Annotated in this window: 26 protein-coding genes; 5 read left to right on the forward strand and 21 right to left on the reverse strand. The window is 73.2% G+C overall.

Annotated features, from left to right (window positions below; all coding sequences use genetic code 11):
- Positions 1-81: 81 nt before the first annotated feature.
- The 16 genes from BS80_RS34395 to hisI form a co-directional block, all read right to left on the reverse strand.
- The gene (locus BS80_RS34395; protein WP_035806781.1) at positions 82-807 is read right to left on the reverse strand and encodes a VIT1/CCC1 transporter family protein; all 726 of its coding nucleotides are present in this window, start codon (positions 805-807) and stop codon (positions 82-84) included.
- Between the two features lie 248 nt (positions 808-1,055).
- On the reverse strand, positions 1,056-2,057 hold the full coding sequence (gene lgt, locus BS80_RS34400) for a prolipoprotein diacylglyceryl transferase (protein WP_035805397.1): 1,002 nt from the start codon (positions 2,055-2,057) through the stop codon (positions 1,056-1,058).
- Positions 2,058-2,175: 118 nt separating this feature from the next.
- Positions 2,176-3,048 carry a DsbA family protein gene (locus BS80_RS34405; protein ID WP_035805398.1) on the reverse strand — a complete coding sequence of 291 codons (873 nt, stop codon included), beginning with the start codon at positions 3,046-3,048 and terminating at the stop codon, positions 2,176-2,178.
- Positions 3,049-3,155: 107 nt separating this feature from the next.
- Positions 3,156-3,704 (reverse strand): MauE/DoxX family redox-associated membrane protein, encoded by a 549-nt coding sequence (locus BS80_RS34410; RefSeq protein WP_083975688.1) that lies wholly within the window; start codon positions 3,702-3,704, stop codon positions 3,156-3,158.
- Between the two features lie 125 nt (positions 3,705-3,829).
- Positions 3,830-4,099, reverse strand: coding sequence for a hypothetical protein (locus tag BS80_RS34415; protein ID WP_035805399.1), 270 nt, complete (start codon positions 4,097-4,099; stop codon positions 3,830-3,832).
- A gap of 207 nt (positions 4,100-4,306) precedes the next feature.
- Positions 4,307-5,116, reverse strand: a complete 810-nt coding sequence (gene trpA / locus BS80_RS34420) for a tryptophan synthase subunit alpha (protein WP_035805400.1) — start codon at positions 5,114-5,116, stop codon at positions 4,307-4,309.
- 2 nt (positions 5,117-5,118) lie between these two features.
- On the reverse strand, positions 5,119-6,348 hold the full coding sequence (gene trpB, locus BS80_RS34425) for a tryptophan synthase subunit beta (protein WP_035805403.1): 1,230 nt from the start codon (positions 6,346-6,348) through the stop codon (positions 5,119-5,121).
- A gap of 55 nt (positions 6,349-6,403) precedes the next feature.
- A complete protein-coding gene (gene trpM, locus BS80_RS44210; protein WP_408607460.1) occupies positions 6,404-6,547 on the reverse strand; it encodes a tryptophan biosynthesis modulator TrpM in 144 nt (47 codons plus the stop codon).
- A 7-nt stretch (positions 6,548-6,554) separates the two neighbouring features.
- Positions 6,555-7,367: an indole-3-glycerol phosphate synthase TrpC gene (trpC, locus tag BS80_RS34430; protein ID WP_035805405.1), complete on the reverse strand. Its 813-nt coding sequence runs from the start codon at positions 7,365-7,367 to the stop codon at positions 6,555-6,557.
- 318 nt (positions 7,368-7,685) lie between these two features.
- Positions 7,686-8,126 carry a DUF2752 domain-containing protein gene (locus BS80_RS34435; RefSeq protein WP_051967583.1) on the reverse strand — a complete coding sequence of 147 codons (441 nt, stop codon included), beginning with the start codon at positions 8,124-8,126 and terminating at the stop codon, positions 7,686-7,688.
- Between the two features lie 161 nt (positions 8,127-8,287).
- The gene (locus tag BS80_RS34440; protein ID WP_051967584.1) at positions 8,288-8,557 is read right to left on the reverse strand and encodes an HGxxPAAW family protein; all 270 of its coding nucleotides are present in this window, start codon (positions 8,555-8,557) and stop codon (positions 8,288-8,290) included.
- A gap of 158 nt (positions 8,558-8,715) precedes the next feature.
- Positions 8,716-9,336, reverse strand: coding sequence for a TIGR02234 family membrane protein (locus tag BS80_RS34445; protein ID WP_035805409.1), 621 nt, complete (start codon positions 9,334-9,336; stop codon positions 8,716-8,718).
- Between the two features lie 43 nt (positions 9,337-9,379).
- Positions 9,380-9,751 carry a Uma2 family endonuclease gene (locus BS80_RS34450; protein WP_035805412.1) on the reverse strand — a complete coding sequence of 124 codons (372 nt, stop codon included), beginning with the start codon at positions 9,749-9,751 and terminating at the stop codon, positions 9,380-9,382.
- A gap of 45 nt (positions 9,752-9,796) precedes the next feature.
- Positions 9,797-9,937: a hypothetical protein gene (locus tag BS80_RS41385; protein WP_157536758.1), complete on the reverse strand. Its 141-nt coding sequence runs from the start codon at positions 9,935-9,937 to the stop codon at positions 9,797-9,799.
- A gap of 50 nt (positions 9,938-9,987) precedes the next feature.
- On the reverse strand, positions 9,988-11,508 hold the full coding sequence (locus tag BS80_RS34455) for an anthranilate synthase component I (protein ID WP_035805415.1): 1,521 nt from the start codon (positions 11,506-11,508) through the stop codon (positions 9,988-9,990).
- Positions 11,509-11,541: 33 nt separating this feature from the next.
- The gene (gene hisI / locus BS80_RS34460; RefSeq protein ID WP_035805418.1) at positions 11,542-11,925 is read right to left on the reverse strand and encodes a phosphoribosyl-AMP cyclohydrolase; all 384 of its coding nucleotides are present in this window, start codon (positions 11,923-11,925) and stop codon (positions 11,542-11,544) included.
- Positions 11,926-12,349: 424 nt separating this feature from the next.
- Between hisI and BS80_RS34465 the strand changes: the two genes are divergently transcribed.
- Entirely contained in the window at positions 12,350-12,592 is a 243-nt protein-coding gene (locus BS80_RS34465) for a hypothetical protein (RefSeq protein ID WP_035805421.1), read from the forward strand.
- Between the two features lie 26 nt (positions 12,593-12,618).
- Positions 12,619-13,272 carry a TIGR03085 family metal-binding protein gene (locus BS80_RS34470; protein WP_035805423.1) on the forward strand — a complete coding sequence of 218 codons (654 nt, stop codon included), beginning with the start codon at positions 12,619-12,621 and terminating at the stop codon, positions 13,270-13,272.
- A gap of 6 nt (positions 13,273-13,278) precedes the next feature.
- Here BS80_RS34470 and BS80_RS34475 read toward each other — a convergent pair whose 3' ends face one another.
- From BS80_RS34475 to BS80_RS34490, 4 genes are all read right to left on the reverse strand, one after another.
- Positions 13,279-13,656: a hypothetical protein gene (locus tag BS80_RS34475; RefSeq protein ID WP_035805424.1), complete on the reverse strand. Its 378-nt coding sequence runs from the start codon at positions 13,654-13,656 to the stop codon at positions 13,279-13,281.
- 111 nt (positions 13,657-13,767) lie between these two features.
- Positions 13,768-14,541 carry a hypothetical protein gene (locus BS80_RS34480; protein WP_035805425.1) on the reverse strand — a complete coding sequence of 258 codons (774 nt, stop codon included), beginning with the start codon at positions 14,539-14,541 and terminating at the stop codon, positions 13,768-13,770.
- Complete coding sequence (locus BS80_RS43700) at positions 14,538-16,133, reverse strand: serine/threonine-protein kinase (RefSeq protein ID WP_035805427.1); 1,596 nt, start codon at positions 16,131-16,133, stop codon at positions 14,538-14,540. Before BS80_RS43700 ends, BS80_RS34480 begins: the two co-directional genes overlap by 4 nt.
- A gap of 78 nt (positions 16,134-16,211) precedes the next feature.
- On the reverse strand, positions 16,212-17,261 hold the full coding sequence (locus tag BS80_RS34490) for a substrate-binding domain-containing protein (RefSeq protein WP_035805430.1): 1,050 nt from the start codon (positions 17,259-17,261) through the stop codon (positions 16,212-16,214).
- A gap of 241 nt (positions 17,262-17,502) precedes the next feature.
- On the opposite strand from BS80_RS34490, the gene BS80_RS34495 reads away from it, so the two are divergent.
- On the forward strand, positions 17,503-19,002 hold the full coding sequence (locus BS80_RS34495) for a hypothetical protein (protein WP_035805431.1): 1,500 nt from the start codon (positions 17,503-17,505) through the stop codon (positions 19,000-19,002).
- A gap of 2 nt (positions 19,003-19,004) precedes the next feature.
- On the opposite strand, the gene BS80_RS38370 is transcribed toward BS80_RS34495, so the two are convergent.
- Positions 19,005-19,469, reverse strand: a complete 465-nt coding sequence (locus tag BS80_RS38370; protein ID WP_051967585.1) for a GNAT family N-acetyltransferase — start codon at positions 19,467-19,469, stop codon at positions 19,005-19,007.
- A gap of 152 nt (positions 19,470-19,621) precedes the next feature.
- Between BS80_RS38370 and BS80_RS34505 the strand changes: the two genes are divergently transcribed.
- Complete coding sequence (locus BS80_RS34505; protein ID WP_035805433.1) at positions 19,622-20,143, forward strand: SigE family RNA polymerase sigma factor; 522 nt, start codon at positions 19,622-19,624, stop codon at positions 20,141-20,143.
- Positions 20,140-21,165: a serine/threonine-protein kinase gene (locus tag BS80_RS34510; protein ID WP_035805434.1), complete on the forward strand. Its 1,026-nt coding sequence runs from the start codon at positions 20,140-20,142 to the stop codon at positions 21,163-21,165. The genes BS80_RS34505 and BS80_RS34510 overlap by 4 nt, the downstream gene beginning before the upstream one ends.
- The last annotated feature ends 24 nt before the right edge of the window (positions 21,166-21,189 follow it).

Consider the following 21,189-nt stretch of genomic DNA (forward strand, 5'->3'; position numbering starts at 1 on the left):
CGGGAGGTATAAACATGCAGAGCGCTGTGGTTTCGGACAAGTGCGTTCGGGTGGCGGGGGCGTTCCCCGCCACCGACCGCGTCAGCCGAGGTGGCCGCCGATCAGCGACCCCAGCAGGTACGTCACACCGGCCGCCGCGCCGCCCAGCACCAGCTGGCGCAGACCGCTGAACCACCAGCTGCGCGCGGTCACCCGGGCCACCACCGCGCCGCAGAGGAACAGTCCCAGCACGGCCAGCACCAGGGCGGGCAACAGCGAGGTCGCGCCCAGCAGGTACGGCAGCAGCGGCAGCAGAGCGCCGAGCGCGAAGCAGCCGAACGAGGAGACGGCGGCGACCAGCGGGGAGGGGAGGTCGTGCGGGTCGATCCCGAGTTCCTCCCGCGCATGGATCTCCAGCGCCTGCTCGGGGTCGGCGGAGAGCTGGATCGCCACCTCGCGGGCGAGCTCGGGCTGCACACCGCGGGAGATGTAGAGGTTGGTCAGCTCGGCCAGCTCGTCCTGCGGGTTGCGGGCCAGCTCCCGGCGCTCGATCTCCAGCTCGGCCTGGACCAGTTCGCGCTGCGAGGCGACCGAGGTGTACTCCCCCGCCGCCATCGAGCAGGCGCCGGCGGCGAGCCCGGCCAGACCGGTGATGATCACGACGCTGCTGCTCGCGGCGCCGCCGACCACGCCGGTCATCAGGGCGAAGTTGGAGACCAGGCCGTCCATCGCGCCGAAGACGGCCGGGCGCAGCCAGCCGCCGTTGACGTCGCGGTGGCTGTGCTGGTGCGCCTCCGCGGCGAGCGGCTCGGTGACCTCCGCGGTGATGGTCGATTCTGCGATGGTCACGGTCACGGCGCTGGTCCTTCGGTCGGGCGTCCCCCCTTCAGCGCAGCCGGGCACGGCGAAACGGCCGTGAGAAAAGGGGCTGCCCAAGGGCTCTCATGCGATGAAACTAGTCCGATCGTCTGACGGTTTCCAGCAAGCAAGCCCTGGCTAACCTCCCTGACCTGCGGTTTTACCCGGACATGGGTCGGACCCCGGAGCCGGGCTCCGGGGTCCGATGTCACAACGGGTCAGGAAGCGGCCGCGCCGTCGGCGGTGACGGCGGCCTTCTCCTCTGCGGCGTCCGCAGCGTCCGCGACGTCCGCCGACTCCTGCGCCGGCTTCTCGTCGGCCTCGTCCACCGCCTTGAGCGCGTCCACCGCGTCCAGCTCGGCGCTCTGCGGCTCACTCTCCGGCTTGGCGCCGGCCTCCGGGTCGATGGAGTCCGGGGCCTCCCGCCCGGGCCGCTTGCGGCCGACGATCACCAGATAGGCGACCGCGCCGACGAAGACGACCAGGCAGGTCCAGTCGTTGAGCCGCAGGCCCAGGATGTGGTGGGCCTCGTCGATCCGCAGATACTCGATCCAGGCGCGCCCCACGGTGTAGGCGGCGACGTAGAGCGCGAACGCCCGGCCGTGGCCCAGCGTGAAGCGGCGGTCGGCCCAGAGCACCAGCAGCGCGACCCCGACGCACCAGAGCGACTCGTAGAGGAAGGTCGGCTGGAAGACGCCGTTGACCACGCTGCCGTCGGGGTTGGTCTTGTGGATCTCCAGGCCCCAGGGCATCGTGGTGGCCTTGCCGTACAGCTCCTGGTTGAACCAGTTGCCCCAGCGTCCGCAGGCCTGCGCGAGCGCGATGCCCGGCGCGATGGCGTCCGCGTAGGCGGGCAGCGGTACGCCCCGGCGGCGGCAGCCGATCCAGGCGCCCACCGCGCCCAGCGCGATCGCCCCCCAGATGCCGAGGCCGCCCTCCCAGATCCGCAGGGCGTTCCAGGGGTCCATCCCCGGGCCGAAGTAGAGCTGGTTGTCGGTGATCACGTGGTAGAGGCGGCCGCCCACCAGACCGAACGGCACCGCCCAGACGGCGATGTCACCGACCGTGTGCTTGGCGCCGCCGCGGGCGACCCAGCGCTTGCTGCCGAGCCAGACGGCGACGGCGACACCGATGATGATGCAGAAGGCGTACGCGCGAAGCGGGACGGGTCCGAGATAGAGGACGCCCCGCGACGGGCTCGGAATGTAAGCGATATCCATGGCAGGGTCGACGCTACCGTGTCGTGACCTTGCTTCCGGTACCGACCGGGGTACCGGTTCGGAAACGGCGCCGCTCCGCGTCGTGCGGAGCGGCGCCGTGGACGCGGGGTCCCCGGGCTCAGCCCGCCGCGGGGGGAACGGGCTGGTTGGGGTCGGTCTCGGCGGCCGTGCTGGTCGGCGCGGGGCTGGCCGAGGCCGAGCCGGTGGTGCCCGGCGTCTTGCCGGCGTTGGCCTCGTTGACCCACTTCACCAGGTTGTCCGGGGTGATCTCGTCGTTGCCGTTCTTGGGGTAGATCGGCTTGCCGTTGAGCAGGATGGTCGGCGTCGAGGTGTAGCCGGACTTGTCGAAGTCCTGCTCCACCGCGGAGACCCAGCTGCCGAACTTGTTGCTGTTGACACAGCTCTCGAAGGCGGGCGTGTCCAGGCCCGGCACCTGCTTGGCGAGCGCGATCAGCTGGGACTTGTCCTTCCAGCTGTCGACCGTCTCGTCCGGCTGGTTGCGGTACAGCACGTCGTGGTAGGCCCGGAAGTACCCGGCGTCCTGAGCGCAGGCGAGCGCGTTGGCGCCGTTCTTGGAGCCCTTGCCGTTGTCGTGCCGGTCGATGAACGACACGATGTGGTAGTTGCCGTAGAGCTTGCCCTGGTCCTGCAACTGGTCGATGGTGGGCGCGAACTGGCGCTCGAACTGGCCGCAGGCCGGGCAGCGCGGGTCCTCGTAGACGGTCAGCGTGGAGGGCGCGTTGGCCGGGCCGTCCGGGATCACCAGGTTCTTGTTGCCGATCGCGCCGGCCGGGGAGGCGGTAGGGGTGTCCGGCTTGGAGCGCTGGTTCTGCACGACGACGCCGACGCCGACCGCGACCGCCAGTACCGCGATGACCGAACCCAGGACGATCATCTTCTTCTTGCGGCTGTCCCTGGCCTCCTGAGCGGCCCGGTCCTCCCGCATCCGCTCACGGGCCGTGCGCTTGCCTTCTCGGTTCTTCTCACTCATTGACTTAGCTCTCAGCAGACTCGGCGGGTTCGGTGGGAGGTCACAGACGGGTGGGAGGTCACAGCCGGCTGGGCGGCTGCGCCGACGGACGGGCTAGTGCCGCGTCACTAGGCGGCCAGCCAGGCGTCCACGGACACCTTGGTGCGGGGCCGGAAGACCAGCCAGAGCGCCAGCAGCAGGAAGCCGATGTCGCGCAGGATCTCCTGCAGGTACTCGGTCTGCGAGGCGTCCACCGCGCCGCCGCCGCCAAAGCAGCCGCAGTCGATCGAGATGCCGCGCGCCCAGGCCGAGCTGATCCCCGCGATGAAGGTCAGCAGGAGCACCGCGGAGATCACCGCGGCGATCCGCACGCCCAGGCCGATCACCAGCAGCACGGCCAGCGCGATCTCCAGGAACGGCAGCCCGTAGCCGACCGGTTTGACCAGCCCCTCGGGCAGCAGCCGGTAGGCCCGGACGGCCTGCGCGGCCACCGCCGGGTCGGAGACCTTGGCCAGCCCGGCCCACGCCCAGACGACCGCCAGGCCGAGCCGGGCGGCGGTGCTGATCCACTCGGCGGCCGGCCCGTCGGTCACCCGGCGCAGCGGTGACCGCTCACCGGCCGTGGAGCCGTGCGCCCCACCCGCCCGGCTGGGCGGACTGTGCTGCTGACTGGCCATCGGAAGACCCCCTCGGGAACGCCATCTGCCCGGGCAGGCCTGCCGCCGGGGCTACTTGACGAACCGTAGGGGATATCACCCGGTTCCCGCACATTGCCCCATTCACCCGAATGAGGGTGCATGCCCTATCTGCCCTGGTTGACGATCGGCTCCGCACTCACGCCGCCACCCGACGCGGGGAGCGTCGGGCGCTGCCCCCGCGCGCCGGACCGGGCCGCCCGCAGGGCCGCCTGCGCCTGGTCCTCGCCGTGCCGCGGGTACGCCTGCCGGGCCGCCTGCTCCGCCCCTCGCCTGGCCAGCGCCGCCCCCACCACGTGCTCACCCCCGAAGGCCACGCCCAGCACCAGGGCGGCGGCAGCCGCCCGCAGGAGTACAGCACGCTGGAGACAGGCCACGGCGATCCCTTCGGAGCGGCTGGGATTGTTGAGAAGTGTACGAACAGTGACGACAGGGAAGAGTCCCCAAGCCGCTGCCCGTCCAACGCCCGGCTGGTGCCGATGACACGTCACGGCCCGATAGTTCACTCGTACGGGGAACACGCCGACGGCCCGTCACCCCCGGGCGGGGGTGACGGGCCGTCGGGCCGGCGATCCGGCGGTGGCTCAGCGGCGGCGGACGCCCTCGGCGAGCTCGGCCGCCAGCGAGCGGACGGCCGCCAGCGCGGCCTCCTCGTCCTCGCCCGCGTCCAGGATCCGCTGGACGAACGCCGAGCCGACGATCACACCGTCGGCGAAGCCGGCCACCTCGGTGGCCTGCGCGGCGGTGGAGACGCCGAGGCCGACGCAGACCGGCAGGTCGGTGGTGGCCCGGGTGCGGTCGACCAGGTCGTGCGCCATGGTGCCGACCTGGGCCCGGCTGCCGGTCACGCCCATCACGGCGGCCGCGTAGACGAACCCGCTGCCGGCCGAGGTCACCTCGGCGAGCCGCTTGTCCTTGCTGCTGGGCGCGACCACGAAGACGGTGTCGAGCCCGTGCTCGCCGGCCGCCTTGCGCCACTCCTCGGACTCCTCGACCGGGAGGTCCGGCAGGATGACGCCCGCTCCCCCGGCCGCGGCCAGGTCGGCGGCGAACCGGGCGACGCCGTAGCGGTCCACCGGGTTCCAGTACGTCATGACCAGCACGGCCGCCTCCGGGGCGGACCCGGCCACCTCCTGGACCGTGCGCAGCACGTCCTTGATCCGGACGCCGCCGCGCAGCGCGATGTCGTCCGCGGTCTGGATGGTCGGGCCGTCCAGCACCGGGTCGGAGTGCGGCAGGCCGACCTCGACGATGTCGCAGCCGCCCTCGATCAGCGCGCGGACCGCCCGGATCCCGCCCTCGACGCTCGGGAAGCCGGCCGGGAGGTAGCCGATCAGGGCCGCGCGGTTCTCCGCCTTGGCGGCGGCGAGGACCTCACTCAACTTCGAGTTCATGGTTACTTGCCCTCGCTGTCGTAGAGGCCGAAGTACTGCGCGGCGGTGTGCATGTCCTTGTCGCCACGGCCGGAGAGGCTGACCAGGATGGTGGCCTGCGGGCCGAGCTCGCGGCCCAGCACCAGGGCGCCGGCCAGCGCGTGGGCGCTCTCGATCGCCGGGATGATGCCCTCGGTGCGGGACAGCAGGCGCAGTGCCTGCATGGCGTCGTCGTCGGTCACCGGGCGGTACTCGGCCCGTCCGGTGTCCTTCAGCCAGGCGTGCTCCGGGCCGACGCCCGGGTAGTCCAGACCGGCCGAGATGGAGTGGCTCTCGATGGTCTGGCCGTCCTCGTCCTGCAGGACGTAGGTGCGGGCGCCGTGCAGCACGCCCGGGTCGCCCTTGGTCAGGGTGGCCGCGTGGCGCGGCGTCTCGGCGCCCTCGCCGGCCGCCTCGCAGCCGATCAGGCGCACCCCCGCGTCCGGGATGAACTCGTGGAAGATGCCCATCGCGTTGGAGCCGCCGCCGACGCAGGCGACCACGGCGTCGGGGAGCCGGCCGGTGCGCTCCAGGACCTGGGCGCGGGCCTCGATGCCGATCACCCGGTGGAAGTCGCGGACCATCGCCGGGAACGGGTGCGGTCCCGCCACCGTGCCGAAGAGGTAGTGGGTGGAGTCCACGTTGGCGACCCAGTCGCGGAACGCCTCGTTGATGGCGTCCTTGAGCGTGCGGCTGCCGGACTTCACCGCGATGACCTCGGCGCCCAGCATCCGCATCCGGGCCACGTTGAGCGCCTGGCGCTCGGTGTCGACCTCGCCCATGTAGATGGTGCACTCGAAGCCGAAGAGCGCGCAGGCGGTGGCGGTGGCCACGCCGTGCTGGCCGGCGCCGGTCTCGGCGATGATCCGGGTCTTGCCCATCCGCCGGGTGAGCAGTGCCTGGCCCAGCACGTTGTTGATCTTGTGCGAACCGGTGTGGTTCAGGTCCTCGCGCTTGAGCAGCACCCGCGCGCCGCCCGCCTCCGCGGAGAAGCGGTCGACGTCGGTGAGCGGGCTCGGGCGGCCGGTGTAGTCCTTCAGGAGCAGGTCGAGTTCGGCGAGGAAGGCCGGGTCGTTCTTGGCCTTCTCGTACTCGTCGGCGACCTGTTCCACGGCGGCGATCAGCGCCTCCGGGATGAAGCGGCCGCCGTACGCGCCGAAGTAGCCCCGGGCGTCGGGGACCTGGGCACCGGGCAGGTAGTCGTTCTCGGACATGACAGAGTCCTTGGCTGAGATGTCGGGCATGCGATGACGTGGGGCGGGAACGGCGTCAGCCGGCTGTCCCGCGCCATCGGCGTCCCGGCACCTGACCCGGCTCACAGCCGATCACGTACCTGACCCGCCGCCCCAGCACCCGGCGCGCGGGCGCGCGGCAGCCGCGCGGGCGGCAGCCGGGGGCGAGACGGGCACTCATCGGAGGGTCAGCCCCGTCCGTTGTTGCGCAGCGCCGGATGGGCGCCGGCCGCCACCAGGTCCGCGACCGCGGCCTTCGGGTCCTTGCCGGTCACCAGCGACTCGCCGACCAGGACGGCGTCCGCGCCCAGGTTGGCGTAGGCGATCAGGTCGTGCGGGCCGCGCACGCCCGACTCGGCGATCTTGACGATGTGCGACGGGATCGCGTCCACCACGTTGCCGAAGGTGTTGCGGTCCACCTCGAGGGTCTTGAGGTTGCGCGCGTTCACGCCGATGATCCGCGCCCCGGCGTCGACCGCGCGGGCGATCTCCTCCTCGTCGTGCACCTCGACCAGCGGGGTCAGGCCGATCGACTCGGCCCGCTCGATCAGCGAGACCAGGGCTTCCTGCTCCAGCGCGGCCACGATCAGCAGCGCGAGGTCGGCGCCGTGGGCGCGGGCCTCCCAGAGCTGGTAGGCGGTGACGATGAAGTCCTTGCGCAGCAGCGGGGTGTCCACCGCCGCCCGGACCGCGTCCAGATCGGCGAGCGAGCCGCCGAAGCGGCGCTGCTCGGTCAGCACGCTGATCGCGGCGGCGCCGCCGGCCGCGTAGTCGACCGCCAGCGCGGCCGGGTCGGCGATCGCGGCGAGCGCGCCCTTGGAGGGGCTGGAGCGCTTGACCTCGCAGATCACCCGGACGCCCTCGCCGCGCAGGGCGGCCACGCCGTCCTTCGCGTCGGGGGCCTTGGCGGCCAGCTCCTTGAGTTCGTCCAGGGAGACCCGGGCCTGCCGCTCGGCGAGGTCCTCGCGGACCCCGTCAATGATCTCGTCGAGCACGCTCACGCTGGCGCCCCCATCAATCTGCTAGCCGGAAGATGCGACCGGTGGCGCCACGCCCGGGTCGACAGTGCCGACTCCGACCGCGTACGTCCGGACACATCACGTCAGGACACGCACGTCACCATGCACGTCGAGGCCACGGTCGCGAGTCGCTCGGACCGGCGGGGATCCGATGGTGAAGCGCCCCCGTTGGCACCTCGATGGTATCGGCACCGGGGCGCACGGGGCGCATCCGCCCGGCGCGCGTCTCGCGGAGCGGACCGGACGGCGGCGGTGAGGGCCGACGGTCGTCTCGCAGGTCAGACCGGCGGCGGGCCGCCGTCAGACCAGCGGGGGCGCCAGGCCGGCGCCGCCCGGGAGGTTGCGGAAGACCGTGAACGCCACCAGCAGGGCGAGCAGCGCCACCGTGCCGCGCAGCCCGAAGGCGATCCGCGGCGGCGCGCCGTTGGTCAGCGCCGCCCAGGCCCAGCGCACCCACAGCACGCCCAGCACGCCGAAGAGCGCGACCGCGAGCAGGTTGTCGTGGCAGGCGGCCGTCAGGTCGCCGTGGCTGAGCGCGTGGACGCAGCGCAGCCCGCCGCAGCCGGGACACCACCAGCCGGTGGCCTGGAGGAACGGGCAGGTCGGGTAGTGGCCCGGGGCGTTCGGGTCGACGGCCGAGACGTACAGGGTGGGCAGGGCGACGGCAGCGAGTGCGCCGAACGGACGGGCGAGGCGGCGCAGCGCGGAAAGCTCACCGGCCGAGGTGCGGGAGGCGGTCACGGGGTTGATTCTGCACCGCCGCGTCACCCGATCGGACCCGCCGCGCGGACACTGCCGGGCGCACACACGCGGACCGGGGCGCGAGTCGCTCGACTCACGCCCCGGTCCGGGGAGAACTCACCAGCTGGTACGGGCCGCACCGGGCCCGCTCACCGGCTGGGTCAGGCGGTCGCGGCCTGACGGGCCTCGGCCTGACGCGTCTCGCGCGCCTCCGCCTTGAGGGCCTCCACGGCCGGGTTGGGCTGCTTGCCCATGCCCGCCATCGCCATGGCCTTGCCGACCACGCCGGCCGCGACGACCACGACCATGCCGCCCCAGAAGAGCGGCACCGAGGCCATGATCATGGCCGCGCCGCTGATGCAGAAGCCGACGAAGGCGATGGCCGAACCGGTCCAGGCGGCGACGGTGTGTCCGTGCGATGCTGCCGACATGTGAGGGTGCTCCTTGGCTCTACGGTCCTACCGGGTTCCGGCCAGGTGGGCGCGGGCTCTCGCCCCGACCGGGCCCCGGCGGATTGTCACCCTCCATTGTTGCGGACTCTTACGTCCGCCCCAAAGCGGGGTCGGGGTGACAGCGGTCACGGTCGGTCTCAGCCCGCGGTGGGGTCCTCGCCGCGGTCCAGGGCCTTCCAGAAGTCGGCGGGGGTGTCCGCGGGCCCGGCCGCCGGGCGAGCCTTCGCGGCGGCGGGGGCGTCGTAGCGGGTGCCCATGGTCGGCCAGCCGCCCCCGCGCAGGACGGTCAGCAGGCCCGCCCCGGCCAGCAGCAGCGCGCCGGCCAGCGCGACCCACGGCCAGGCGCTGTGCGTCACGTGGTCGGCCGTGGTCCCCACCAGCCCGAGCTTGGTGGCGGCGGTGGCGTCCACCGTCGAGGTGTCGCCGGCCCCCAGCGCGGCGGCCACCGCGGCGCCCAGCCCCGCCAGCGCGACCAGCGCGCCGACCGCGATCCGGCCCGCCCCGCGGACGGCGAACACCGCCACCGCCGAAGCCAGCCCCACCAGCGCCAGCGCCCCCGGCAGCCCGGAGATCTCGCTCCCGGTCGCACTGACCGCCAGCTGCCCGCTGACCCGCCCCTGCGCCCAGGTCCTGCTCACCGCGGTGAGCACCAGCACGGCCCCCAGGACGGTCAGCAGCAGCATCAGCGCCAGGCTCCGCCGGGAGGAACCGGCGGCGGCGGGGACGGACGAGGCACGGGGCGGGGGAATCACGGTCACCCGTCCACTATCCCCCGCCCCCGCTCACCACCCCGCACCGGCCCTATCGCGCGGCGTCGTCCCGGGGGAACTGACCGGTGCGGATCACGATCTCGCGACCGTCGAGCGGGACCACCAGGTCCTCACCGAAGGGCACCGCCCCGGTCTTCCGGTAGCTGCCGGTGCTCTGCGGAGCGCTGTGGACCGTGCAGACCGCCCCGGCCGGGTCGATGACCACGTAGACCGGGATACCGCACTCGGCGTAGAGCCTCAGCTTCTTGACGAAGTCGTTGTCCTGGTTGGACTTGGAGACGATCTCCAGGACGGCTTCGAGGTCGTGCCATTCGTAGCGGCCACGGCTGTTGTGCTCGGCGCCGGGGGCGACGATCGCGAGGTCGGGGGCGTAGCCGTAGAGGCTGGACGGGAAGTCGACCATGACGTTCGAGAGGATGTCACCATGCCCTGCGAGCTGTGCCTCGATCTACGGGGCAGCCTCAAGGATGACATTCCACTGCCTCTCCCCCTGAGGGGTCAGGATGATCTTCCCGTCCGTGATCTCCACCCGGTAGCCGCGCGGGAATTGCGGATCCCCCACCAGGTCCCAGGCGCTCTCGGTGCTCATCGCGGTCATCCTCGGCGCCTCTCCGTGCGACTTCGACGTCCTTGTGACCCTCAGGATACTGGCGGGCGCAGGGTGTTGGCGGTGGCGACGGCGCGTAGGACGGCAGCGGCCTTGTTGCGGCACTCGGTGTCCTCGCTGACCGGGTCGGAGTCGGCGACGACGCCCGCGCCGGCCTGGACGTAGGCGATGTTGTCGCGCAGGACGGCGGTGCGGATGGCGATCGCGGTGTCGGAGTCTCCGGCGAAGTCCAGGTAGCCGACGCAGCCGCCGTAGAGGCCGCGGCGGGTGGGTTCGAGTTCTTCGATGATCCGCATCGCGCGGGGCTTGGGGGCGCCGGAGAGGGTGCCGGCCGGGAAGCAGGCGGTCAGCACGTCGAAGGCGGTGCGGTCGGCCGCGACCTCGCCGGTCACCGTCGAGACGATGTGCATCACGTGGCTGTAGCGCTCGACGGACATGAAGTCGACCACCTCGACGCTGCCCGGCGTGCAGACCCGGCCCAGGTCGTTGCGGCCGAGGTCGACCAGCATCAGGTGCTCGGCGCGCTCCTTGGGGTCGGCGAGCAGCTCGGCGGCGAGGTCGGCGTCCTCCTGCGGGGTGGCGCCGCGGTGCCGGGTGCCGGCGATCGGATGCACCATCGCCTGGCGTCCGGTCACCTTCACCAGCGCCTCGGGGCTGGAGCCGACCACGTCGAAGCCGCCCTCGGCGGTGCCGTCCGGGCCGGGGAACCGGAAGAGGTACATGTACGGGCTGGGGTTGGTGGTGCGCAGCACCCGGTAGACGTCCAGCGCGGAGGCGGGGCAGGGCGTCTCGAAGCGCTGCGAGGGGACCACCTGGAACGCCTCGCCGGCCCGGATCCGCTCCTTCACCAGCTCGACGGCGGCCTGGTAGGGCGCCCCACCGAAGGGCGAACGGGCGTCGGCGGCGGCGGTCGGGGTGAAGGTGGCCAGGCCCGGGTCGACGGGCTTGCGCAGCTCGGCCTCCATCGCGTCCAGCCGGGCGACGGCGTCCGCGTGGGCCTCGTCCACGCCGCTGGCGAGGTCGTTGTGGTTGACCGCGTTGGCGATCAGCAGCACGGTGCCGTCGACGTGGTCGAGCACGGCCAGGTCGGTGGCGAGCAGCATGGTCAGCTCGGGCAGCTTCAGGTCGTCCGGGGTGAGGTTCGGCAGCTTCTCCAGCCGGCGGACGATGTCGTAGCCGAGGTAGCCGACCAGGCCGCCGGTGAGCGGCGGCAGGCCGTCGTCGTCGTGGCGCGGCGTGTGCAGCGCCTCGACGGTGGCGCGCAGCACCTGCAGCGGGTCGCCGGTGGTCGGGATGCCGACCGGCGGGGTGCCGTGCCAGCGGGCGTTGCCGTCCGGGTCGGCCGTCAGGGTGGCCGCGCAGCGCACCCCGACGAACGAGTAGCGCGACCAACTGCGGCCCTGCTCGGCCGATTCGAGCAGGAAGGTGCCGGGGCGCTCGGCCGCGAGGCTGCGGTAGAGCCCGATCGGTGTGAGGCCGTCCGCCAGGAGCCGGCGGGTGACCGGGATGACCCGCGTGTCGACGGCGAGCTTGCGGAAGGCCTCAAGGTCCATGGAAGGGGCACCGATCTCTGGTTGATGGAGGTGTCAGCGGGGCAGCAGAACGTCTTCGTCGAAGCAGGTCCGGGCGCCGGTGTGGCAGGCCGCGCCGACCTGGTCCACCTGCACCAGCAGGGTGTCCCCGTCGCAGTCCAGCGCCACCGACTTGACGTGCTGGAGGTGGCCGGAGGTGTCGCCCTTGACCCAGTACTCGTTGCGGCTGCGACTCCAGTACGTGCAGCGGCCGGTGGTCAGCGTGCGATGCAGCGCCTCGTCGTCCATCCAGCCGAGCATCAGCACCTCGCCGGTGTCGTACTGCTGCGCCACGGCGGGCAGCAGCCCGTCCTCGGTGCGCTTGAGACGGGCGGCGACGGCGGGGTCGAGGGCGGTGCTGCCGGGGGCGGCGGGCACGGACGACGGTGCGGAAGACATGCCGACATTGTGGCAGCCGCGGGTGATCCGGCGGAAACCCGGTGATCTGGTGGAAAGCGGCACGGCGGGAGCGCCGCTGCGCGATTCTGGTCGGCATGACCACCGAGTTGCCCCAGCCGCCCGACCGGACCGGCCACCCCAGGCGCCGCGGCCGCCTGGTCGCGCTCGTCGTCGTCCTGGTGGCCGCGGGCGGTGTGGCGGCCGTGCTGCTGCGCCCGGCCGCACACCACCCCGCCGCCGCCGCGCCCCGCCGCCGTCCCCGCACGCCTCGCCGACGCCCTCCGCCAGCCCGGTCAAGCAGCTTCCCTACCCCTACTTCCCGGCCGGGACGTGCATCGACCACCCGCAGCTCAGCAAGGGGATCACCAAGGCCGAGGCGCGCCCGTGCGAGCAGTCGCACGACGGGGAGGCGATCGCCAATCCGGTGCTGCCCGAGGGACTGGCCAAGGACAGCCAGATCGGCCAGGCGCTGCTGAAGGCCTGTCAGCCGTTCGTCGACGACTGGACGGCGCGGCAGGGCGGCGGCCGGTGGTACAGCTTCCCGATCGGGCCCGACCTGGCCTTCTACCACCAGGGCCTGCGGGACGCGACCTGCGTGCTGACCGACTCCGCCGCGCAGGGCGGCGCCAAACTCACCGGACACCTCAAGGGCTACCAGGCTCCTTAGGAGCAGTACGGCGCTACCCTGACGCCATGTCGAACCACGCCCGCACCGAACGGCACCGTCTGGCCGACCTGCTGGCCGCGGCCGGGCCGCAGGCACCGACGCTCTGCGCCGGCTGGCGCACCCGGGAGCTGGCGGCCCACCTGCTGCTGCGCGAGCGCCGGCCGGACGCCGGGCCGGGCATCCAGCTGCGGCAGTTCGCCGGGTGGACCAAGCGGGTCCAGGACGGCTACGCGCGGCGGCCGTACGAGCAGCTGGTGCGCGACTTCCGGGCCGGGCCGCCGCGCCTGTCGTTCTTCGCGCTGCCGGGCGCGGACGAGGCGGCGAACACGGTCGAGTACTTCGTGCACGCCGAGGACGTCCGGCGCGCGGGCGACTGGGAACCACGGCCACTGGCAGCGGAGTTCGAGGAGGCGCTGTGGAAGCGGCTGCCGCTGCTCGCCCGCTTCGAGGCCGGGCGGCGCACCCCCGTGCGCCTGCTGCTGCGCCGCCCGGACGGACGGTTCCTGACGGTCCGGCCGCGCGAGCCGCTGACCGTACAGGTGAGTGGTGAGCCGAGCGAGTTGCTGCTCTTCGCGTTCGGGCGCGGAGCGCAGGCCCGGCTCACCGTCCAGGGGTCGGCCGAGGCGGTCACCGCTCTGGGGGCCCGCCTTCCGCTGCCGGCGGACTCCCAGGGCGACTGAACCGCTTCAGCACAGAGGCAGCCCCGGCTCGGCCTGGTCGTTGGCGCCGCCGGAGAGGTAGACGACGTTGACCCAGACGTTCTTGTGCCCGTTGTCGTCGTCCGTCTTGGCCCACCAGTTGTTGTGGTAGCCGTTGAGGTTCACCTCCGATCCGGTGGCCTGGCAGTAGAAGTAGTTCGTCCCGGCGTGCACGCCGCCGCCCGTGGCGACGTTGTTCTCGTAGAAGGACGGCGCGTAGGTCCAGACATTGCAGTTGTACGTCCCGTCGCCGCGTGCGGTGCAGCCGTCGGACGCCTGCGCGGCGGCGGCCGGCAGCAGCAGCGTGGCCACCCCCAGCACCGCGCTGATCCCCAGTCCCGCCAGCCGCCTGTTCAACGTGCCCATCGTTCACTCCCGTTCGGTGTGTGGTCGGTGCCGTCCCCGCCGGCCGGTCGGGACCGGCGGGGACGAGCTCCACTCTGCCGCCGGGCGGGCGGGCCGGTAACCTGACGGGCGTCAGGGTGGCGGGACCGCGGTCCGCAGGGCCGGGAGCAGCGCGAGGTGTTCCTCGCGCACCAGGTCGATCCGCAGCGCCAGGGCGGCCAGTGCCTCCCGCTTCCACTCCATCCGCTGGGCCGGCTCGGCGTGCCCGGGGCGCAGCCGGAGCTTGGGCCCGGCCAGGTAGTCCAGGTGGAAGTTGACCGCCGACCGGGTGAGATCGGCGCACTGCGGCAGTGGGCGCAGCCGCACCGCGATCTGCGTCGCGGTGGGCACCGCGGCCGGGCTCGGCAGGTCCCGCAGCCGGGGCTCGCAGAGCGCGACCAGCACCAGGAAGTACTTGGCGCTCTCGTCGAGCGCGAACAGCCGGCAGGTCGGCTCGCCACCGCCCTGGTCCTGCTGGTCGGCGTAACGGTGTTGCGGCGCATAGACGTTGAGGGCGACGAAGCCGTCCGAGGCGGGCACCAGGAGGCGGGCGAACTCGAACGGCACCGGCGCGCCGAGCCGGCGCGGGGCGACCTTGAGGTACTCGCCGCCGCCCTCGGGGTTCTCCACGACGTAGGTGGTGTCGCGGCTGAGGTTGGAGAGCAGCCAGTGGTCGGCGGTCGCCCGGATCTCGCCGGCCAGCCGGGAGACGGCCGGGTCGGCGATCGCGATGCCGGTCGGCCCGCCCGCCACCGTCCGCCCGAAGGAGGCGAGTTGGCCCGGGCCGAGTTCGAGCAGCGCCGCTCGCGGGCGGCCGGGCAGCTCGGGCGGCTGGACGAGCACGGTGTGCGCCGCGTGGTCCGTCATGGTGGGGCTCCCGGTGGTCGGCCGTCGCGTGGATCGGTGAACTGCTGGAGGTGGTCGAGGACTCGGGCGATGTAGTCGGCGTTCTTCGGACCGCGGCAGCCGGTGCTGCGGACGTACCAGAGGCTGGTGTGGTAACCGGCCGCGAGCAGCAGGGCGCGGTCACCCGGCAGTGTCCCCAATTGCTGATCCTCCCAGCTCAGTTGATTGGCCAGCGCGTAGATGGCATCGACCGGGTCCAGGTAGCTGGGGTGGCCGTCGCCCCGGGCGTCGAGCGCGTAGCCCGCGTAGACCCGGGGCGTCCAGCCGGCGATGCCGTACTCGGGCGTGCCGTCGACGCCGACGCCCCGGGCGTTGGGGTCGAAGCCGCTCTCGGTCGCCAGGATCGCGGCGATCAGGGCCGGGCTGACGGCCCTGCGGTCGAAGGAGTGTGCGGCGTTCTCGATGACCGGGCGGTACTCGGCGGGGACGGCGGCGTCCGCCCGGAGCTCACCGCCACTGACCCAACTGCCGTACGGCGGACCGGAGGCGGCGGCCAGCGCGGCGACCAGGGCGAGAGCGGCACCGGCCCGGGCGGCCCGCACGGCACGCGCGCGCCACGGCGCCGGCGGTCGCGGGGACGGCGGAAGCGGCGGGGACGGCGGCGGCTGGGGTGCGGCACGCGGTCCGGCGGCCACCGCCGGCAGCGCGGCGGCCCGGACCCGCAGCGCCTCGGCCGGGTGCCGGGCCCGCAGGGCGTGCTCGGGCGCCAGGCAGTCGGCGACGATCTCCCGCCAGCCGTCCGGCAGTTGCTCCACGAGCCGGAGCGACTCGGCGCCCCGCGCGTAGGCCAGCACGGCGGCCAGCCGGGTCTGGTGGGTGGCGCCGGGGAAGGGGTAGCGGCCGCCGGTGAGGACCAGGTGGGCGGTGATCCCGAAGGCCCACAGGTCCGCGGTGGTGCGGACCGGGCTGCCGGCCGCGGTGCACTGCTCGGTCCAGCGTTCGGGCGGCAGGTAGTCGGTGCTGCCGAACTGCGGGAGATAGGCGTGGGTGCCGTCCAGTTCGGCGGCGAGCCCGAAGTCGGCCAGCCGGGCCGTCCCGTCGGCGGCGAGCAGCACGTTGGCGGGCTTCAGGTCGCCGTGCAGCCAGCCGGCCCGGTGCAGATGAGCCAGCCCGGCGAGCACGTCGGACAGAATCCGCCCGGCGCCGGCCAGCGGCCGTCCGGGCTCGGCGGCGCGCAGCCGGTCGGCGAGGCTGCCCGCCGCCAGGTCCATCACGACGGCCAGGCTGCCGTCCAGCGCGGGCTCGGCCGGGTCCCGCACGGTCAGCGCCTCGTGCGTGCGGATCAGGTTGGGGTGCTCCCAGCGCCCGGCGGCGGCCAACTCGCGCCCGACCACGTCCGCCAGCGCGCCCCACTGGCCGGGCGTGCCGCGCTGCGCGGGCAGGAACTTCAGCGCGACGTCCACGGCCCGGTCGGCGTCGAGCCGCCGCCCGGCGTACACGCTCCCCCAACTCCCGTGCGCGAGCGGCGCCACCACCTCATACCGCCCGACCCGGTAGCCGACCGGGACCCGGACCGGCCACCCGCCGTCACCGCCGCCGGTCCGCCCGCTCATCTCCCCACTCCCACCACCACTGCTCACTGTCCGTGACGCCATGGTAGCTCGCAGGGAGGCCGTCGGACGCCTACGGCGTCAGTCGCACTGGAGGCCCGAGTTCCGCCAGTCGCTCGCGTCGACCATGGTGGTCGGGGCGAACACCTCGGCCGGGAACGCCTTGCCGGTGCGGAGCCGGTCGACCGTGCTCTGGACGGCCAGGGCTCCGACGTCCTTACCGTTGATGAACAGCGCGGCCCGCATCCCGGACGCCTGCCCGGACCCCCAGTCCTTGCAGGCGAGGTAGCCGCCCAGGCCGACCCCGATCACGTCCCCGGCGCCGAAGCCGGCGTTCTGCAGTGCGGTGACGGCGCCCTGGACGTTCTCGTCGTTGCAGCCCCAGACGATCCAGTGCCTGACCCCGGGGTTGGCGGCGATCGTCGCGGCCGTCCTGCTCTGGGCGCCGGCGACGGAGTTGTCGGTCGGCAGGTCGATCTTCTGGATGCTGGCACCCGCAGCGGCCAGGAAGGCGTCCTTGGCCGCGGCCACCCGGTCCGAGCAGACCGTGACGTCCGGCTCCCAGGCGGAGACGATCCGGGTGGTGCCCTCGTCCCAGCCGGCCTTGCCGTACTCCTCGGCGGCCCGCTTGCCGACCGCCATGCCCAGCTGGGTGCCGCTGAAGCCGATCCGCGGCACCAGCTGGCTCGCGTCGCAGTTCGACGGGTAGGGGCTGGTGGCGCAGATCTGGTCGTCCGTGGCGAGCAGCGGGACCTTGGCGTCACCGGTGAGCTGGGCGAGTTGCGGGCCGACCGCCGGGTCCGGGACGACGACGACCAGTCCGTTGCTCCCGGCCGCCAGCGCGGACTTCGCCTCGGCGACCGCCTTCCCGGCGTCGTTGCCGAGGTTCACCACCGTGAGGTCGACACCGAGTTGGGCCGCCCTGGCTTTGGCGCCGGCCGCCTCGTCGACGAAGTACTGCTGGTCGCCCTGCTTCTGCAGATAGGTGAGCAGGATCTTCCCGTGCACGGTGGCAAGGCCTCCCCCGCTCCCGTCGGACGCGTGGCCGGTGGAGCAGGCCGACAGCGCGAGGAGGAGCGCCAGGCCGACGGAGGCGGCCGTGCGGCGGCGCCCGTGCGTGAGGGTGGACATGACGGGACTCCAGAGGGTGGGACGGCCCGAGCCAATCACGGAAAGACCTCATGACCGCTCATAATCCGCCAGTTTCAAACGTTGCTGGGGAACAGAAGACTCTGCCAATGCCCAAGCGTCAAGGGTTTTGTCATGTTGGAATCTGTTGACAACAGGCGGTCAACCCTCGACCCGCTCCCACCGACAGGCCGGTCCCCCGGGCCGCACCGGCCTCACAGGACACGCCGGTTACCATCCACGGATGAAGAGCACCGGCGCGCGCGGGCGGCCGACACCGCCCCCACCTGCACCGATCTCGCGTGACGGACGCGGCGCGGCGCTCACCGCGATCGCCCTGGCCGCCCTGCTGGCCGTCGCCGTCCGCCTCCCGCTGCTGCGCCTGCCGCTGGATCCGGACGAGGGTGGCTACGCCTACCTGGCGGCGAAGTGGGCAGGCGGCGCGCGCCTCTACTCACCCGCCGCCTGGGTCGACCGGCCGCAGGGGCTGATGCTGGTCTTCCGCCTGGTGACCGACCTGTCGTACACCGCCACGGCGCTGCGGGTGGGCGCGATGGCCGCCGCCGCCGTGCTGACGCTGGCCACCGCGAGCGCGGCCTGGGCGCTGGCGGGCCGGCGCGCGGCCGTCGTCGCGGGGCTGCTGGTCGCGGTGGTCAGCGCGGGACCGTACGTCGAAGGGTACGAGTTCAATGGCGAGTTGATCGCCGCCGCGGTTGGCACGGCGGGCATCGCGGCGGCCCTCTGGTGGCAGCGCGGCGCGGCGGCGGCCGGCTGGCTCGTACCGGCCGGGGTGCTGTGCGGCTGCGCGCCGCTGGTGAAGCAGTCCGCGGTGGACGGCCTGGTCGTGCTGCTCGCGGTCGCGCTGACCAGCACCGGCCGCAGGCGCCGAGCCCTACTCGCCGCTCTCGGCGGCGCGGCGGTTCCGCTCGCCGCGGCGGCCGTCCACGGCGCCGTCACCGGCTGGTCGTCCTGGTACTTCGCGGTCGTCGGCTTCCAGTCGGCGGTCGCCGCGACCAGCGGTGGGACCGGCGCGCGGCTGGCCTCGGACTACCGGACCTTCCTGCACGTCACCCCGGACCTGCTGGGCCTGGCCGTCGTCGGCCTGCTCGGCTGCGCGGCGCTGCCGCGCGGCCCGGTCCGTCGGCTGCCGCTGCTGCTGTGGCTCGCGGTGGCCCTGCTGGCCGTGCTGGGCGGGCCGTTCGCGCACCCGCACTACTGGGTCCAGGCCGTCGCCCCCCTCGCCGTCCTCGCCGCCGTGGCGGTCACCCGGCCGCGTCCGGTCGGCGGCCGCGTCCTGACCTCCGCCGCCCTGCTGACGGCCGCCGTCGCCGGCCCGCTCGTCGTCCAGCTCGACCTGGCGACGAAGCCGCCGCAGCAGCGGGCCGCCGCCGTCATCGACGACCAACGCCAGCTGGTGAACGGGCAGATGTCGACCTGGCTGCGGACCCACACCGCGCCCTCCGACACCGTCTTCGCGTTCACCGCCTCCGCCGACCTCTACCTGCTCGCGGACCGCTCGACGGGCTTTCCCTACCTGTGGAACTCGGCGTTCCAGGCCATCCCGTCGGCCGAACCCCAGCTGGCCGGCTGGCTCGACGGCCCGCTCGCACCCCGCTGGATCGTCCGCTACGCCCCGCCCAGCTCACTGGACCCCTCGGGCCGCCTCCAGGGCATCCTGGACCGCCACTACCGTCCGGCCGCGGTCGTCGACGGCGTCACGGTCCTGCGGCGGGACCAGGACTGACCTCAGACCGGGATCTCGAAGAACGGGTACTCCCCCGAATCGTCGGCCTCGTTCCCGACCAGGCCCATCTGCTCGTAGAACGCCAGCGCGCCGGGCGAGGACTGCCACTCCAGGTGCCGGCACTGCGGCAACGCCCGTGCCCACGCCCTGACTTCGGCGAACAGCGCCCCCGCGATGCCGCGTCGGCGCCACGACGGCTCGACGAACAGGTCGTGCAACCGCGCGGAGCCACTGGCCCGCCGGATGGCCACCCCGTAGAACTGCGCCTCCGCCACCCCGACCAGCTCCTCGCCGGCCTCCGCGACGACGATGCAACGCCGCGAGTCCGCGAGCAGCCCGGCCACCCGCGCCGCCACCGACGCCACCGACTCGGCCGCCGGGTCCACTCTGGACAGCCGCACCAGCCCGCGCAGGTCCCGCGTACCGGCCCGCCGCACGATCCAGCCCGAACTGTCCACCTCTGCCATGTGCTTGACCGTACCCAACGCACCCGCCGGCCCGCTGCGATTAACCGCAGGCAGCCACCCGCCGACCGGTTCGCGCAGGTCGTGCAACCGTTCGCCGGTCACGCGCATTAGAGGAGCGAAACACCACGACAACCGAGAGGGGGGACACACCCATGGCGGAGCGCAGACGCGACGCCGAGTTCACCGCGTACGTCACCGCACGGGAATCCTGGCTGCGACGGGTCGCCTTCCTGCTCAGCGGCGACTGGCACCGGGCCGACGACCTCGTCCAGACGACGATCACCAAGCTGTACGTCAACTGGAGCCGCGCCGGCCGGGTCGAGAACATCGACGGCTACGCGCGCACGGTACTCGTCAACACCTACCTCGCCGAGCAGCGCTCACCCTGGGGGCGCCGGGTCGTCCTCGGCCCCGACGGCGGCGACCAACCGTCCGACCTGCCGGACCTCGACGCCGCACTCGACCTCCGGGAGGCGCTGGCGGCCCTGCCGCCCCGCCAGCGCGCGACCGTGGTCCTGCGCTACTTCTGCGACTTCAGCGTGGAACAGACCGCCGAGGCACTCGCCTGCTCGCCCGGCAACGTCAAGAGCCAGACCTCGCGCGGTATCGACTCACTACGCCGCTTCCTCGCCACGGACCCCGTGCCGACAACCCCGGACGGAGCTCACTCATGACCGACGACCTGTCGAGGCTGACCGCGCGCCTCGACGAGCTGTCCCTCGTCCCGGCGCCGCGCAGCACCGTCGACATCGACGCCGCGCTCACCGCCGGCCGCAAGCAACTGCGCGGCCGACGACTGCTGCTGGCCGCCGGATCGGGCGCACTCGTCCTGGCGCTCGGCATCGGCACGGCCGCTCTGCCCGGACACGGCAGAGCCGCCACCCCGCCCGCGTCCGGCCGTCAGGCCGAGAAGCCCACGCAGACCGACCCGCTGGTCGCCCCCGCCGCGTTCGGCTGGCTGCCGCCGGGGGCTGATGCGGGGGTGGGGTACGGCACGGTCCCCGACCTGGGCGCGCCGGAGACGGCGCTGACCGCTAGTGGAGCCGGTGACGCCAAAGCGGCCGAACACATCCATCTCCGCATCTACCCCGCCGGCGTCACACCGAGCGTGGGCAAACCCGCCGCCGGAGTGACCCAGTCGACGTTCGCCGGCCCGCCGATCAACGGCGGCGCCTCCTCCTGGCTGATCGAGGACGCCAGCCGGGGCGGCGGACCGGTCGACACCCTCCTGCGCTGGCAGACGCCCACCGGCCGCTGGGCCGAGGTCTCCAGCTCGGACCTGCGCGAGGCCGACCCCAGGGGCACCCTGACCCATGTCGCGACCGACGTCCGCTTCGGCGACACCGCCATCCCGCTGCCCCTGCGGATCACCGGTGTCCCCAAGGACTTCACCCTCGCCGGCTTCGCCATCAACCGCCCCGGAGCGAACGGCCGCGCCCCGTGGAACGTCAGCGGGGGCTTCACCACACCCGACGGAGCGTTCATCGGCGTCGGCGTCAACTTCGCCAGCGTCGTCCTCGCTCCGACCAACGGCCAACTGTGCTCCACACAGGGCGAACTGACCGTCTGTGTGTTCGAGGCCGACGCCCCCGCGCCGCCCTCCCTGGTCGCCCTGGGCGGACTGCCGGGCCTGCTCCGGCACATCACCCTGTTCGGGACCGACGAGCACACCTGGACGACACAGGTCATCGACTGAACCGCTCGGGCGGCGCGCCCCCTG

This window comes from Kitasatospora mediocidica KCTC 9733, from assembly GCF_000744225.1.
GTDB lineage: Bacteria > Actinomycetota > Actinomycetes > Streptomycetales > Streptomycetaceae > Kitasatospora > Kitasatospora mediocidica.